16 protein-coding genes are annotated in these 14,610 nt (G+C 67.0%); 8 read left to right on the top strand and 8 right to left on the bottom strand.

The window, feature by feature from the left end; all coding sequences use genetic code 11:
- The first annotated feature begins 7 nt into the window (after positions 1-7).
- Positions 8-526 (top strand): hypothetical protein, encoded by a 519-nt coding sequence (locus A5680_RS19805; protein ID WP_082970432.1) that lies wholly within the window; start codon positions 8-10, stop codon positions 524-526.
- Positions 527-529: 3 nt separating this feature from the next.
- Here the strand turns inward: A5680_RS19805 and A5680_RS19810 are convergent, their stop codons facing one another.
- Positions 530-1,705, bottom strand: a complete 1,176-nt coding sequence (locus A5680_RS19810) for a thiolase family protein (protein ID WP_067822421.1) — start codon at positions 1,703-1,705, stop codon at positions 530-532.
- Positions 1,706-1,830: 125 nt separating this feature from the next.
- Here A5680_RS19810 and A5680_RS19815 point away from each other — a divergent pair, with 125 nt between their 5' ends.
- Positions 1,831-2,223, top strand: a complete 393-nt coding sequence (locus A5680_RS19815) for a hypothetical protein (RefSeq protein ID WP_055399993.1) — start codon at positions 1,831-1,833, stop codon at positions 2,221-2,223.
- Positions 2,224-2,286: 63 nt separating this feature from the next.
- Here the strand turns inward: A5680_RS19815 and A5680_RS19820 are convergent, their stop codons facing one another.
- Positions 2,287-2,874, bottom strand: coding sequence for a TIGR03086 family metal-binding protein (locus tag A5680_RS19820; protein WP_067822424.1), 588 nt, complete (start codon positions 2,872-2,874; stop codon positions 2,287-2,289).
- An 80-nt stretch (positions 2,875-2,954) separates the two neighbouring features.
- Here A5680_RS19820 and A5680_RS19825 point away from each other — a divergent pair, with 80 nt between their 5' ends.
- Positions 2,955-3,842, top strand: coding sequence for a DMT family transporter (locus tag A5680_RS19825; protein ID WP_067822353.1), 888 nt, complete (start codon positions 2,955-2,957; stop codon positions 3,840-3,842).
- Here A5680_RS19825 and A5680_RS19830 read toward each other — a convergent pair.
- Complete coding sequence (locus tag A5680_RS19830) at positions 3,834-4,208, bottom strand: VOC family protein (protein ID WP_055399998.1); 375 nt, start codon at positions 4,206-4,208, stop codon at positions 3,834-3,836. The two genes, A5680_RS19825 and A5680_RS19830, sit on opposite strands and share 9 nt — an antisense overlap.
- A gap of 285 nt (positions 4,209-4,493) precedes the next feature.
- Between A5680_RS19830 and A5680_RS19835 the strand changes: the two genes are divergently transcribed.
- Both A5680_RS19835 and A5680_RS19840 read left to right on the top strand, forming a co-directional pair.
- On the top strand, positions 4,494-5,822 hold the full coding sequence (locus A5680_RS19835; protein WP_055400000.1) for a magnesium transporter MgtE N-terminal domain-containing protein: 1,329 nt from the start codon (positions 4,494-4,496) through the stop codon (positions 5,820-5,822).
- Positions 5,819-7,453 (top strand): Nramp family divalent metal transporter, encoded by a 1,635-nt coding sequence (locus tag A5680_RS19840; RefSeq protein WP_055400002.1) that lies wholly within the window; start codon positions 5,819-5,821, stop codon positions 7,451-7,453. The genes A5680_RS19835 and A5680_RS19840 overlap by 4 nt, the downstream gene beginning before the upstream one ends.
- Here A5680_RS19840 and A5680_RS19845 read toward each other — a convergent pair.
- Positions 7,443-8,468, bottom strand: coding sequence for a TIGR03617 family F420-dependent LLM class oxidoreductase (locus A5680_RS19845; protein ID WP_055400004.1), 1,026 nt, complete (start codon positions 8,466-8,468; stop codon positions 7,443-7,445). The two genes, A5680_RS19840 and A5680_RS19845, sit on opposite strands and share 11 nt — an antisense overlap.
- Positions 8,469-8,668: 200 nt before the next feature.
- Between A5680_RS19845 and A5680_RS19850 the strand changes: the two genes are divergently transcribed.
- Positions 8,669-9,178, top strand: coding sequence for a hypothetical protein (locus tag A5680_RS19850; protein ID WP_055400006.1), 510 nt, complete (start codon positions 8,669-8,671; stop codon positions 9,176-9,178).
- 12 nt (positions 9,179-9,190) lie between these two features.
- Here A5680_RS19850 and A5680_RS19855 read toward each other — a convergent pair whose 3' ends face one another.
- Positions 9,191-9,406 carry a hypothetical protein gene (locus tag A5680_RS19855; RefSeq protein ID WP_067822356.1) on the bottom strand — a complete coding sequence of 72 codons (216 nt, stop codon included), beginning with the start codon at positions 9,404-9,406 and terminating at the stop codon, positions 9,191-9,193.
- Between the two features lie 72 nt (positions 9,407-9,478).
- Positions 9,479-11,404: a molecular chaperone HtpG gene (htpG, locus tag A5680_RS19860; RefSeq protein ID WP_067822359.1), complete on the bottom strand. Its 1,926-nt coding sequence runs from the start codon at positions 11,402-11,404 to the stop codon at positions 9,479-9,481.
- Between the two features lie 93 nt (positions 11,405-11,497).
- On the opposite strand from htpG, the gene A5680_RS19865 reads away from it, so the two are divergent.
- Positions 11,498-12,118, top strand: coding sequence for a TIGR03085 family metal-binding protein (locus tag A5680_RS19865; protein WP_067822362.1), 621 nt, complete (start codon positions 11,498-11,500; stop codon positions 12,116-12,118).
- Positions 12,119-12,135: 17 nt separating this feature from the next.
- Here the strand turns inward: A5680_RS19865 and A5680_RS19870 are convergent, their stop codons facing one another.
- Positions 12,136-13,101: a nitrilase-related carbon-nitrogen hydrolase gene (locus A5680_RS19870; protein WP_067822365.1), complete on the bottom strand. Its 966-nt coding sequence runs from the start codon at positions 13,099-13,101 to the stop codon at positions 12,136-12,138.
- 44 nt (positions 13,102-13,145) lie between these two features.
- Complete coding sequence (locus tag A5680_RS19875; RefSeq protein ID WP_067822367.1) at positions 13,146-13,532, bottom strand: hypothetical protein; 387 nt, start codon at positions 13,530-13,532, stop codon at positions 13,146-13,148.
- A gap of 166 nt (positions 13,533-13,698) precedes the next feature.
- Between A5680_RS19875 and A5680_RS19880 the strand changes: the two genes are divergently transcribed.
- Positions 13,699-14,610: an NAD(P)H-binding protein gene (locus tag A5680_RS19880; protein ID WP_067822370.1), complete on the top strand. Its 912-nt coding sequence runs from the start codon at positions 13,699-13,701 to the stop codon at positions 14,608-14,610.

Below are 14,610 nucleotides of genomic sequence, written 5' to 3' on the forward strand. Positions count from 1 at the left end.
GGCCGGTGTGCTGGTCTTCGTGGTGCTGAAGCTGACGCAGGGCAACCAAACCGCCGGGCGGCCGACCACCCAGCCCGCGCCCCCGCAGAGCTTCGCCATCCCGGGCTGTTACAACCTGTCGGTTCCGCCGGTCGAGCGTCCCAAGCGCCTCAACGTCCTCGGGTGCGCGAGCGTCGCCGTTGCGCTGCAAGACATGTCGTGGAGCTCGTGGGGCCCGCAGGGCGCGGATGGGACCGGCACGGCGGTATTCAAGGTCTGCGACCCGAACTGCGCGGCCGGGTATCAGCTCACCGAGCCGGTCGTCGTGCATGCCTGGAATCCACAGCCGCCGCGGCGCGAGGCCATCTGCCAGGTCGGCCTGAACATCTTCGCCGACATGATCCTGGCGTTCCCCAAGGGCGTCCCGCCACCGCCCGTGCAGAAGATGAACACCCAATACAACGGGCAGCCGGCGGTGCACTTCGCCAATTACTCGAGCGGGGACACCCGCGGCACCCAGTTCATCGGCTACACGTACTGCAACTAGCGGCTAAACCTCGATCACTACGGCGCCGCCCTGGCCACCACCGGCGCACATGGCCGCGACGCCGATGCCGCCGCCCCTGCGGGCCAGTTCGTAGGCCAGCGTGGTCACCATGCGCGCACCCGAGGCCGCGATGGGGTGCCCGAGGCTGCAACCGCTACCGGAGAAGTTCACCTTCTCCTCGTCGATGCCGTACTCCCGGCACGCCGCGATCGGCACGGACGCGAACGCCTCGTTGATCTCCCACAGCGCCACGTCGTCGACCGACAGGCCGGCGCGCTGCAGCCCCTTGCCGATGACCTTGACGGCGCCCAGGCCGGTGTCCCGCGGGGCGACGCCCGCGGCGGCCCACGCCCGGACGGTGCCCATCACGTTCAGGTTCTCGGCGGCGGCGTACTCGCGGTCGACGAGGGCAACCGCCGCCGCGGCGTCGTTGGTGCCGCTGCTGTTGCCGGCGGTGATCGAGAACCCCTCGATCTCCGGGTGCAGCACCTTGAGCGCGGCGAGCTTCTCCACGGTGGTGTCCCGGCGGGGGTGTTCGTCGACGGAGAACTCGGTGACCGAACCGTCGAACTGGGTGACCTTCAGCGGGACGATCTCGTCGACGAACTTGCCCGCGTCCATGGCCGCGATGGCGCGCTGATGTGACCGGGCGGCCCAGGCGTCCATTTCTTCGCGACTGATGCCCACCGCCTGGGCGGTGTTCCAGCCCACGGTGATCGACATGTCCTTGGCGGGCGCGTCCGGCGTCTCGACGTGAGTCGGCGGCATCCAGCGTTCCTCGAACTTGAGCTCCGGGCCGGGGATGCGCCAGTTGGTCAGCGGCGTCATCGACAGCGACTGCACGCCGCCGGCGATGAGCACGCGCTCCATCCCGGAGCCGATCTGGGCCGCGGCGTTGCCGATGGCGGTCAGGCTGCCCGCGCAGTGCCGGTTCACCGACTGCCCGGGAATGTCCTCCATGCCGGTCGCGGTGGCCGCATACCGCGCCAAATCGCCGCCGCCGTAGTGGGATTCGGCGAAGATGATGTCGTCGATCTCGGACGGGTCGACGCCGGACCTGCGAACGACCTCCGGAAGCACGGTGGTGATCAGCGTCTCGGGCGGCGTGTTGACGAGCGTGCCCTTGAAGGAGCGGCCGATCGCCGTCCGAACCGCTCCGACAATGACGGGTGTGGCCATGCTTTTCATCCTCGAACTGTCGTGGGCGTGAAAGATATGTCGCGCCGAGTTTACACTAATCGCCTCGAGCGTAACGCCGCGGCTCCCGATCGGCGGGCCCGCGACTGCGGCGTTACGCTCGCGCGATGAGCACCACACCCCTCGCAAAACCCGACACCACCCAGACCGCCGCGTACCGGGTCGCGGCGATGCTCCTCGGCGTGGGCACGCTGCACTTCGTGGCGCCCAAGCCGTTCGACACGATCGTCCCCGCCGAGCTACCGGGCAGCGCCCGGTTCTACACCTACGCCTCCGGGGTGGCCGAGATCGGCGTCGGCGCGGCGCTGGTCCCCCGACGCACCCGCCGATTGGCCGCGCTGGCGGCGGCTGCGTTGTTCATTGGGGTGTTTCCCGCGAACGTCAACATGTGCCGGTTGTGGTGGAACAAACCCTGGCCCATGCGGATCGCTGCCTTCGCCCGGCTGCCGCTGCAAATACCGATGATCACCACCGCGCTGAAGATCAGCCGCAACAGCTGAGCGTCACACTAGTGACGGGGGTCAGTGCGGTTCAGCCGCAAAACCCTTGTGCGGCACTCGAACTCACGCCTCGACGTCGACCGAACGGCCGAGGAACGCCATGAGTCGGGCGGTCGGCGTCGCATCGCCCGGCGCGGGTTGGGCCGGCCCGAAGCCCGCTGGTCGCCGCAACAGGTGCTCCGGGACCGACTCCACCAGCCCGCGGCACAGTTCCAGCAGGTCCCCGGGCAGCTCGATCAGTCGGCCCTGGGAACGATGAATGTCCCAAGCGTGCATGGCCAGGTCCGACACCGGATAGGTCAGCGCTCGGCGCAGCGGGACTTCACCTTCTGGGGATCTCCGCGGTCCGTCGAAGTCGGCGGCCGGCAACGCCGCGGCCAGCCGCCCTGCCAGCTCGCGCAGCCGCTCGGCCGGGTTGTCGCACATCCAGTCGGAAGGCTGCGACGGCCGGTCCCAGAGCTCGCCGTCTTCAACCAGGGTCACGACTTTCGCGGCGCTGCCGGTGACATGCCCGACCAGCTCGCGCACGTTCCAACCTTCGAGGTTGGACGGCTGGTCCCAGTGTTCCGGTGAGACCTGGTCGACGGCCTCGATGAGCAGATCGATCGCCTCGGTGGCCAGCACGCCGATCCGGGCGTTCGTGTCGTTCATGGCGTGCATCCCCTCGAAACGCCGTGTCGCGTACCGTCCAGAAGTCTAGGGTCGCAACGCCGGATACACAGGAGGTCCGCTTGGGCAAAACGGATATCGCGGCGGTCTTGGCGGTCGCCTCCGCCCTGATGGTGGGTATCGGAGACGTCATCCAGCAGCGATCCGCCCAAGAGGTCACCGACAAGCCGGTTGGCACCGTCGCCCTGTTTCGCCGGCTACTGCGCGATCGGCAGTGGTGGACGGGCAGCCTGGTGGCCGGCGCCGGTTTCGGGTTCCAGGCCGCGGCGCTGGGGATGGGTTCCGTCGTGCTCGTTCAGGCGCTGCTGGTGACGTCGTTGCTGTTCGCGCTGCTCATCAGCGCGCGGATCAACCATCGGAGAATCACTGCGCGACAAGCAGTCTGGGCCGTCCTGCTGGCCGCGGCGGTCGCGGTGGTGGTGACGGTCGGCGACCCGCAGGAGGGCACTCCGCGAGGGTCTCTGCATACCTGGACCATCGTGGCGCTGGTCATGGGCCCGGCGCTGATCCTGTGCATGGTCGGCGCGCGCCTGTTCCCCGGTGCGGTCGGCGCGATGCTGCTGGGTTTGATGTCCGGCTCGCTGTGGGGGTTGTTCTCCGTGTTGACCAAGGGTGTGGTCGACCAGCTCGACCGCGGCATCCCGGCCCTGCTGCGCACACCCGAGGTGTACGTGTGGGCGGTCGTCGCGATCGCGGCCACCGCCTGGGAACAATCGGCGTTTCGGGCGGGCCCGCTCACCGCGTCGCTGCCGGCGACGACCGTCGCCGAGCCCGTCGTCGGATCGGTGCTCGGTGTCACCGTGCTCGGTGAGACGCTGCGCACCAACGACATCGGCATGGTGGCACTGGTCCTCTCGGTCGTGGTGATGGCGGCGGCGACGGTGGCGCTCACCCGCAGCCAGGCCGCGTCCACCCCGCCGGCGGACGAAAAGCCCGCGGTATCAGCTTGATCGGCTGCGCGAACCGACGCGGTGCGCCGTGCCGTCCGGATCGACATAGGCGAATTCGCGGAGCCCATAGGGAGTGTCCTGCGGGGGGACCAGGCGGCCCTCAAGGTCTTCCAGCGCCGCCCACTCCGCATAGAGGCCGTCGGCATCACTGACATAGAGGTACACGCTTGCGGCGGTTCGCAATGGGTCGTGCTCGTCCCACTCGGTGAGGTGAATGGATACGGATCCGCGGTCGACGAAGCCGTAACGATCTGGTCCGTCGTATGCACGTGCGGCGAAGCCGAGTCGTCGATAGCGGGCCAGGGCGACATCGAGATTCCGGACCGGGACGATCGGGGCTACGGAGGAGAAGTCGACTGCGGTCACGTCGCGAACATATCGCCTGGCCCGACATCGGTGGCGCCAGCATCGCCAATCGGATCGCCGGGAAGATCGGCAACCAATGGCACCGCAATAGCCGCCCGCCGTTCACCCGTCGGCGGTAGTTGCTCGCTGCGGCCCCGGCGTACGATCTTGCGGCCGAACCCGGTGAACCGACCACACTTGCACCACCACCGATCCTGGCGGTAAGCCGTACCTGCACACGACGTCGCGACGTGGCTTCGTGCAGGCTGATCGGAGAGTCGGTCGCGGGGTGTCGAGGAGGAACGAATGAGCGCATCGGAGACGGTGGCCGAAGGCGGCGGCCGACCAGTGATCCACCTTTCGCAACTACTGCGCGCGCCGGTGCTGGCCCGCGCCGGGGAGACCGTGGGCCGCGTCGAGGACGTGATCGTGCGGCTGCGGGGCGCGGACGAGTACCCGCTCGTGACCGGGATCGTCGCGGGGGTCGGCGGCCGGCGGGTGTTCATCGGCGACAAATCCATCGATGAGTACGCCGCCGACCGAGTCCTGTTGACCAAGAACAAGGTTGACCTTCGCGGCTTCGAGCGCCGGGACGGTGAGGTGCTGTTGCGCACCGACGTGTTGGGACATCGGCTGATCGACGTGGCCAACGTCGAGCTGATCCGCGCCTACGACGTTGAGCTCGAGGACACCGGCGCCGGATGGATACTTACGCGGGTTGACACCCGACGGCCACCCCGGCTGTTCGGGCTGATCAAGCAGTCCGGTGGACACGCGGCTCGCGACTGGAAGGCGTTCGAGCCGCTGATCGGTGACGCTCGATCCGACGCCGTCCGGCGCCTGTCGGACCGATTCGGCGAGTTCAAAGCCGCCGAAATCGCCGACCTTCTCGAAGAGGCGGACAAGGCCGAGGGCGGCGAGATCCTCGACCGCGTGCGCAGCGATCCCGAGCTGGAAGCCGACGTCTTCGAGGAGTTGGAGCCGGAGAAGGCCAGCCGGCTGCTCGACGGCATGCCTGACAACGAGGTCGCCGCCCTGCTGGGCCGGATGCGGGCCGACGACGCTGCCGACGCCATCGCCGACCTGCGCCAGTCGCGCCGCCGGCGCGTGCTGGATCTGATGCCGGGCCCGCAGCGCACCAAGGTCATCACCCTGATGGGCTTCAATCCCGAAAGCGCCGGCGGGCTGATGAACGTCGACTTTGTTTCCTGCGCCGCCTCGATCACCGCGGCGGAAGCGCTGAACCTGATCGCGAACGCCCGCACCATACAGCCGGAGGCGCTGATCAAGGTGCATGTGATCGACGAGGAGAGACGGCTCGACGGCGTCGTCTCGGTGATCGCCCTGCTGCAGGCACCGGCCGGGGAAGTCCTTGAGCGACTGATGGATTCGGACCCGGTGCGGGTCACGGCGGACGCCGATCTCACGGACATCGCACTGTTGATGGCCGACTTCAACCTCTATTCCATCCCGGTCGTCGACGACCAGGACCGCGTGCTGGGGGTGGTCACCGTCGACGATGTGCTCGAGGCGACCATTCCCGAGGATTGGCGACGGCGCGAACCGGCGCCGCGTCCCGTTCGCGAGGTCCCCGGTGACCAAGGCACCCGCGTGCCGGGAGGCAACCCGCTGTGAGCACAGGTCGCGAGGACACCAACCGGCGCAGCGCGGTGCTCGACACGGCGCATCTCGGTGACATCGAGGGCGCGTTCGGTCGGATCAGCGTCGGCGAAACCGAGCACGCCCGCACCTGGAAAACGCGGTTGCTGACGCTGCTGGCGATCGTCGGTCCCGGAATCATCGTGATGGTCGGCGACAACGACGCCGGCGGCGTCGCCACGTATGCCCAAGCGGGACAGAACTACGGCTACTCCCTGCTGTGGGTGCTCTTGTTGTTGATCCCCGTGCTGATCGTCAACCAGGAGATGGTGGTGCGGCTCGGGGCGGTCACCGGGGTCGGGCACGCGCGGCTCATCAACGAACGCTTCGGCCGTGGCTGGGGCTGGTTCTCGGTCGGCGACCTGTTCCTGCTCAACTTCCTGACGATCGTCACCGAATTCATCGGGATCACCCTGGCCGCGGAATTCATCGGCATCTCCAAGTACGTTGTGGTGCCGGTCTCGGCGGTGGCCCTCGTCGCGATCATGGCGAGCGGAAGCTTCCGCCGCTGGGAGCGCGCGATGTTCGTCTTTATCGCCGTCACGTTGCTGCAGATCCCAATGCTGCTGATGTCCCACCCGCAGTGGGCACAGGCGGCGAAATCCTTCGTGGTGCCCACCATTTCGGGAGGCGTCAGCTCGGATGCGGTGCTGCTCATCATCGCCATCGTGGGGACCACCGTGGCGCCCTGGCAGTTGTTCTTCCAGCAGTCCAACGTCGTCGACAAACGCATTACCCCGCGGTTCATCGGATACGAGCGCGCCGACACCGTGCTGGGCGCCTTCGTCGTGGTCATCGGCGCCGCGGCGCTCGTGATGACCGGCGAATGGGCGGCACGCTCCACCAGCAGCGTCGGCGGTTTCACCGACGCCGGGGCGACCGCGCACCTGCTGGGCGAACACCGGGCGACGCTCGGCTGGATTTTCGCCATCGTGCTGATGGACGCCTCCATCATCGGCGCCGCCGCGGTGACCCTGGCCACCAGCTACGCATTCGGCGACGTGTTCGGCCTGAAGCACTCGCTGCACCGTGGGTTCGCCGACGCCAAACAGTTCTATTTTTCCTACACCGCGATGGTGGTGGTGGCCGCGGCCATCGTCCTGATCCCCGGCGCCCCGCTCGGGCTGATCACCACCGCCGTGCAGGCCCTTGCCGGCCTATTGCTGCCCAGCGCCAGCGTATTTCTACTGCTGCTGTGCAACGACCGAGAGGTGTTGGGGCCGTGGGTCAATCGGCCGTGGCTCAACTGGGTTGCCGGGTTGATCGTCGGCACGCTGCTGCTGTTGTCAGGAATCCTGATGACCACCACGCTGTTCCGCGACCTCAACGTCGTGGCGGTGGCCGGCTACCTGGCCCTGGCACTGGCCATACTCGCGGCGGCGGCGGTACCGGTGCTGCGCTGGATGTCGCGCCGTCAGCCTGCAGCGCCCGCGGCGCGGCTTCCGGCGCGCGGGGTAGACCGCAATACGTGGCGAATGCCGCCCTTGACGCTGCTCGAACCGGTCACCTGGTCACCGGGCACCCGGCTCGGGATGATCGCGTTGCGCGCCTACCTGATCGTCGGCGCACTGCTGTTGGTGGTCAAGGCGATTCAGCTCAGTCACTGACGGCGTGTTGAATGCGGCGGGCCACCTCGCCGTACCGCTCGAACCGTTCCGGATCGCCGACGGCGTTGTAAAGCACCAGGCGCGTGGCCTTTCCGGCGTACTTCTCGGTGAGCGCGTCGGCCAACCCATCCCACGTCGACTCGGTCGCGAAGGCGGCGACGTGGTCGTCGCTGACCTGGGCCGCCATGCCGGCGAAGTCACCGGCCTTCTGCTTCTCGCGGATCCGGGCCGTGGTGCCCTCGAACCCGGCCTGGTCCCAGATGAACGCGTAGTTGGGGGTGCTGCCGTAGAAGGCCATGCTGGCGCGCACCCCTTCTCGTTGCTTGTCGCGCTCCTCGTCGGTGTCACCGACGATGGTCATCACGGGCACGATCACCGCAAGGTCCGACGGTGAGCGCCCGGCCTTCGCCGCCCCGTCGGCGATGTTGGGCAACACGTGCCGGGCGATGTAGCCCGGCTCCCCGATGGGATGCACGTGCACCCCGTCGGCCACCTCGCCCGCCATCCGCAGCATCCACGGATTGACCGCTGCGATATCGACTTTCGGATCGGGGGCGTCAATGGGACCCGGGCTCCATTGCGGGGTGATGAAGTCGAGGTCGTAGAAGTCGCCGTGGTGGTCGAGCGTCCCGGATCGAAAGGCGGCGAAGCACGCCTTGACCGCGAAGAGGTAGTCGCGCAGCCGCGGGCCGGGCCGCTCGAACGCCACACCGTAACGCCGGACGACATGGGTGCGCACCTGGGTGCCGAGCCCCAGCCGGAAGTTGCCGCCGGTCGCTTCCTGAAGCTCCCAGGCCGTGGCCGCCGTGATGAAGGGACTTCGCGGGAAGGCCACCGCCACGCCCGTGGACAGCTCGAGGCCGGGAGCGGCCTGCGACGCGACGGCGGCGTTGAGATAGGCCGTGCGCCCCGTCTCGGTGAACAACAAACCGGAGAAGCCGGCCGATTGCGTTCGCCGGGCCAGCTCGCCGATCCGGTGCAGCGGTTGCGGGACCGTCATCGCGTCGACGTGCATCCTCGGAGCCTACGTGTGGCTTGCCCCTTGCTGGGCGGCCGCGTCACGGTGTTAGCTCTTTAGTCGGCAGCAACCACCGCCGCTTGCGCTAACGGAAGGCTCGCGAACATGCTTCGTGGATTACTGGTCACTGCAGCAATCGCCGTCGGAATTGCCGGCACTCCCCCGGCCCAGGCCGCTCCGTGCGAAGTGTGCCACTGATGTTCGCTCCCATCACACGAACCGTCGCCGCCGTCGCCATGGTGGGTACCGGTCTCACGGCGTGCGGGTCGCAGCACGCCGCGCCGCCGGCCGCGTCCAGTTCGAGCGCGACGAAGGCGTCGGCTGCTCCCAGCCCGATCGCCTCGTCCAGCACACCCAGTAGCACCAGCGCGCCGGACTGCGTCGGACTGTCGATATGCCGGCCACCGCCGCCCGACGCCGAGGGGAATCCCGCGTGCTACTACTCCGACGGCTGGCGCGGCGACTCGTCGGGCAACGGTATCGAGGTGTGGTACTTCCGTGACCCGAAGAACCCGCCCAACCCGGACAAGGTGACGGCGTTAGTGCGCAAGAAGGACGGCACCAACGAGTCGCAGGACGCCGACATCGGGGCCGACCAGCAGGTGCATCGCTTCGGCTTCCCCGCGATCGCGGAGTCCTCGGTTCAAGAGGTGTTGCTCACCAGCGGCAGCGGCGCCCGCTGCTTCGTGATCGGACCCGGTGGCTGACGCGCAACGTGATCAGCGCCGACGGGGGCGATGGCTCACGGGCGCGGTGAAACCCTGGGTGTCGTCGAAGTGGGCCCACTGCCCGTCATCGTTGACCTCCATGCGCCAGCCCAGCTCGGTGTTGCCGCCGACGGAGTCGACGAACCAGGCGTAGGCGGACTCCGCGCCGGCAAAATTCTTCGTCGCGACGACCCGCCCACGTGGGTCGATGACGCGAAACTCAGCCATGGGAGGTGATTATCCCAGCAAACCCGCTTTCAATCGCCGTCATCTCCGGCGATTGTCGAGAATGCCGGCGGCCTACACGGTGCGGGTCAATCGGTCGGCCAGCAGCTCGGCGAACCTCGCCGGATCGTCGAGCGCTCCGCCTTCGGCGAGAAGCGCTGTGCCGTATAGCAATTCGGCCGTCTCGGCGATTGACGGGTCGTCGCTGCGGTCATGGTGCGCTTGGCGCAGGCCGGTGACCAGCGGATGGTTCGGGTTGAGTTCGAGGATCCGCTTGCCGACCGGGATGTCCTGGCCGGACGCCCGGTAGAGCCGCGCGAGCGCCGGGGTGATGCCGAAGGCGTCGGTGATCAGGCAGGCCGGCGAGTCGGTCAGGCGGCTGGAGAGCCGCACTTCCTTGACGTGGTCGCTCAGCGTCTCCTTCATCCAGGCCAGCAGGTCGGCGAAGTCCTTCTGCTGTTCCTCCCGCTCCGCCTCGCTCTCCTCGCCCTCGGAGCTGAGGTCCACCTCGCCCTTGGCGACCGACTGCAGCGGTTTGCCGTCGAACTCGGTCACGGTTCCCACCCAGACCTCGTCGACCGGATCGGTGAGCAGCAGCACCTCGTAGCCCTTGGCCTTGAAGGCCTCGAGGTGCGGGGACTTCAGGATTTGTTGCCGCGTCTCCCCCGTGGCGAAGAAGATCTGCTCCTGGCCCTCCTTCATGCGCTCGACGTATTCAGCGAGGGTGGTGGCCTCCTCCTCGCTGTGCGTCGAGGCGAATGAGGAGATCTGCAGCAGGGTTTCGCGGTTGTCGAAGTCCGACAGCAGGCCCTCCTTGACGACTCTGCCGAACTGGGTCCAGAAGCTGCGGTAGTCGTCGGGCCGTTCGGACTGCAGCTCCTTGATGGTGGAGAGGACCTTCTTGGTCAGGCGGCGGCGGATGGCCTTGATCTGCCGATCCTGCTGCAGGATTTCGCGCGACACGTTCAGCGACATGTCCTGTGCGTCAACGACACCCTTGACGAAGCGCAGGTACTCGGGCATGAGCTGGTCGCAGTCGCCCATGATGAACACCCGCTTGACGTAGAGCTGGATCCCGGTCTGGGCGTCGCGGTTGAACAGGTCGAACGGGGCGTGGGACGGGATGAACAGCAAGGCCTGGTATTCGAAGGTGCCCTCGGCCTTCATCGCAATGATTTCGAGCGGGTCGTCCCAGGCGTGCGCGATGTGCTTGTAGAACTCCTTGTACTCCTCCTCGGAGACCTCTTCCTTGGGGCGGGCCCAGAGCGCCTTCATGGAGTTGAGGGTCTCGGTTTCGAGCGTGACGGTCTCTTCGCCGCCCTCCTCCTCAGCCGAGGTCCGTCGTTCGACCTCCATCCGGATGGGCCACGCGATGAAGTCGGAGTACTTCTTGACCAGGCCGCGGATCTTCCATTCGGACGTGTAGTCGTGCAGCTCGTCCTCGGCGTCTTCGGGCTTGAGGTGCAGGGTGACCGACGTCCCCTGGGGAGCGCTGTCGACATCTTCGATGGTGTAGGTGCCCTCGCCGCTGGATTCCCACCGGGTGGCTTCGCTCTCGCCGGCCTTGCGGGTGAGCAGCTCGACCTTGTCGGCGACCATGAAGCTCGAGTAGAAGCCGATGCCGAACTGGCCGATCAGTTCCTCCGAGGCCGCGGCGTTCTTGGCGTCCTTCAGCTGCTGACGCAGCTCGGCGGTCCCGGACTTGGCCAGGGTGCCGATCAGCGCCACCACCTCGGCGCGGGTCATGCCGATGCCGTTGTCGCGGATGGTGAGCGTCCGCGCGTTCTTGTCGACCTCGATCTCGATGTGCAGGCCGGAGGTGTCCACGTCGAGTTCTTTGTTGCGGAAGGCTTCCAGCCGCAGCTTGTCCAGTGCGTCGGAAGCGTTCGAGATCAGCTCCCGCAGAAACGAATCCTTGTTGGAGTAGACGGAGTGGACCATCAGGTCCAGCAGTTGCCGGGCCTCGGCCTGAAACTCCAGCTGCTCGACACGCGCGTTCATGAGATTGCCTGCACTTTCCTCCAGGAGACGACGATGCAAATTTACGCAAGACGCGGATGGTCCGTGCCCGGGGGCTGGTCCTACCCTGAACACATGTCTGTCGCGCAACGCGAACGTGCCGCCCTCGTCGAAACCATGCGCGCCGCCGGGCCGGATGCGCCTACCTTGTGTGAGGGGTGGAAGACGCGGGACCTCGCCGCCCACCTCGTCATCCGGGAGTACCGGCCCGACGCCGCACCGGGCATCCTGATCCCGTTCTTCGCCCCGCACACCGAGAAGGTGCAGAACCAGGTGGCCGAACGGGCCGAGTGGGACGAGCTGGTCGACAAGGTCGCATCGGGACCGCCGGTCTACTCGCCGTTCAAGTTGCTCGACCCGGTGGCCAATGTCGCCGAGATGTTCATCCACCACGAGGATGTGCGTCGCGCGCAGCCCGGCTGGCAGCCGCGCACGCTCGACCCCGACCTGAGCGCCCGGCTGCGCCGCACCCTGCCGTTGATGGCCCGGCTCATTCTGGCCAAGGTGCCGGGCCGGGTCGCGTTGCGCACCCCGGAGGGCAAGACGCTGTTGACCGCGGGACGCGGCCCGGCGGTCACGGTGACCGGTGCGCCCCAGGAGCTGTTGCTGTTTTCGGTCGGGCGCGCCGCCAACGTCGAGTTCGACGGCGATCCCTCGGCGGTGCAGGCCGTCCGCGATGCGCCCAAGGGGCTGTAGAAGCGGCGCCGTGCCAGTCAAGCGCCGGCGTGGTCGCTTGCCTCGGGGTCGACTTCCGTATCGGTGCGAACAAGCGCCCTGGGCGTGCGATCGATTTGCAGGCTGAGCACGTCGGGACGGCCGTAGTGCCCATTGGCATCCATGAGCGCCTTGCGCCTGTCGATCAATGAAAAGTCCAGATCGCCGATCACCTCGCCTTCGCCCGAGCGCAGCGGTTCGCCCAGCAGCTCGCCCTGCGGCGTGATGATCGCGGTAAAGCAGCCGCCGGAAATGGGGCCGACCGGACCGCCCGTGTCCGACGCGATCCTCGCCTGTTGATCGGCGTCGAGCCAGGCCGTCGCGATCACCACGAACGCGCCGGATTCCAGCGCGTGGTTGCGGACGCTGATCTCCGTCTGTTGGGCGAACAACTCGCCCCCGAAGCATCCAGGAAACATGGCCGAGTGGATCTGCTCGCCGTCGGCGATCAAGGCGAATCGGGCCAGCGGGTTGTAGTGCTCCCAGCAGGCCAACTGGCCGATGCGACCGGCCGCGCTGTCCACGGCGCACAGTCCACTGCCGTCACCTTGTCCCCAGATCATCCGTTCGTGGAAAGTCGGGCTGATCTTGCGGCGGTGCTGAATCAAGGTGCCGTCGGCGTCGAAGAGCAACTGCGCGTTGAACAACGAGCCGCCGGCGCGTTCGTTGACCCCTATAGAGACCACCATGTCCGCCCGGCGGGCGGCTGCGCCTATCGCCGTCGTCGTCGCCGACGGTATCGTCACCGCCTCACCCATCAATCTCAGCTGCTCGGAACTCATTTCGAACGGACGCTGGACGAAGGAGAAGTACGGATAGTACGGGACAAAAGTTTCCGGAAAAGTCGCGAATTGCACTCCCCGGCAGGATAATTCGTCGATTTTCGCGACGACCCTGCTCACGGTGTCTTCGCGACTGTAGAGCACCGGACTGATCTGCACGGCGGCGGCCCGGACTGTGGTCATTGGCGCCTTCTATCCCTCGACGTCAGCGCTTCTGGCGAAAGCGATTACGGAGTGCCTTCCCAATGTTTGGCTAACGGTGTGCCGGCGAACTTTTCGAGCATCAGGCGCGAGAAGGACAGCAGCGCGCTGCGGGGTCGGTGGTTGACCACCACGCGTTGGGTCTGGCCGGCGGCGTTGTACGTGACCAAGACGACCACCCTGGTGGGCACCCCCCGGACATCGGCTGTGTAGTCCTCGACGAAGCCGTAATCGCCGCAGGGCCCGGCGAAGCTGAACACCTGATTCTCGTATTGCTGACGAGCCATCACCAGGATGGCGCCGACGTCCGCGACCCCGTGCGCGATGCCGTCCATCGCCGCGGCCTCGAGGGTGACGTCATCGGCCAATTCGTCCAACCACGCGGGGTAATAGTCCTTACCCGCATACGTCATGCCGGCCTCCGTTTCGAACGCCGGCAGGGCCGGCTCCCTGGCGCATCTTGCACGCTACGCCGTTCGTCACTTACGGCCTACACTTTGACCACTGGTTTACCGCTTGGAATCGGCAGGAGCAGCGGATGAGTTGCCGGGGTTGCCCAATGGTGGTCGGTCGTCGATCGTGACCGGGCCGCTGTACTTGATCACGGGTGCCGGCGGCGGCACGGCCGGGGTGAGTCGGTTGGTGATCGAGCAGCTGCGGCAGCGCGGAGAGCGGGTGCGCGCGCTGGTGCACAGTGACGATGCTCGGGCCGATCCGTTGCGCGCCATGGGCGCCGAGGTGGTGGTGGGTGACCTCACCGATCCGCAGAACGTCGTCGACGCCCTGGCCGGCGTTGATCGCATGTTCTTCTCGATGAGCGTCTCTCCCGACTACCTGCAGGCCACGGTGGTCGTCTGCGAGGCGGCATTGGAATCGCGCGCCGTCGAGATCGTCGTGAACATGTCACAGATGACCGTCTCGCAGATGACACTTACAAGTAGGGGCGAGTCTCGTCAGCATCGCTTGCACTTCCTGGCCGAGCATGTGCTGAATTGGTCCGGGGTGCCGGTCGTGCACGTCAGACCTACGACATTCCTTGACAATCCGATCTTTACGCTTTTTGCGGTTCCCGCGCTGCGCGACCGAAACGTGTTGATGCTGCCGTTCGGCACGGGCCGGACGTCACCGATTGCGGCCAGCGATGTCGCGCGGGCGGTCTCGACCGTCTTATCAGACCCGGCCCAGCACATCGGGCAGATCTATGAACTGACGGGTCCCCAAGTCCTCGACATCGACGGGCTGGCCGCCCAATACGCCCGCGCGTTGCATCGACCGATCACCGGCTCCGATGTCCCGCACGACAGATGGGTCGACGAGGTGCTAAAGCCCCTCAATCTTCCCGCGCACCTGCAGCAACACCTCGCCACCATGGCATTGTTGCACCGGGCCGGCCGCTACGATCGCTCCACCGCCGACGTCGAAAGGCTCACGGGGCGAGCGGCGTTGACCGTCGAGCAATATATCGTCGAGAACCCCCACCTGTTCTCGTGA

Origin of the sequence: Mycobacterium sp. E2989 (assembly GCF_001667595.1) — a bacterium.
Lineage (GTDB): Bacteria > Actinomycetota > Actinomycetes > Mycobacteriales > Mycobacteriaceae > Mycobacterium.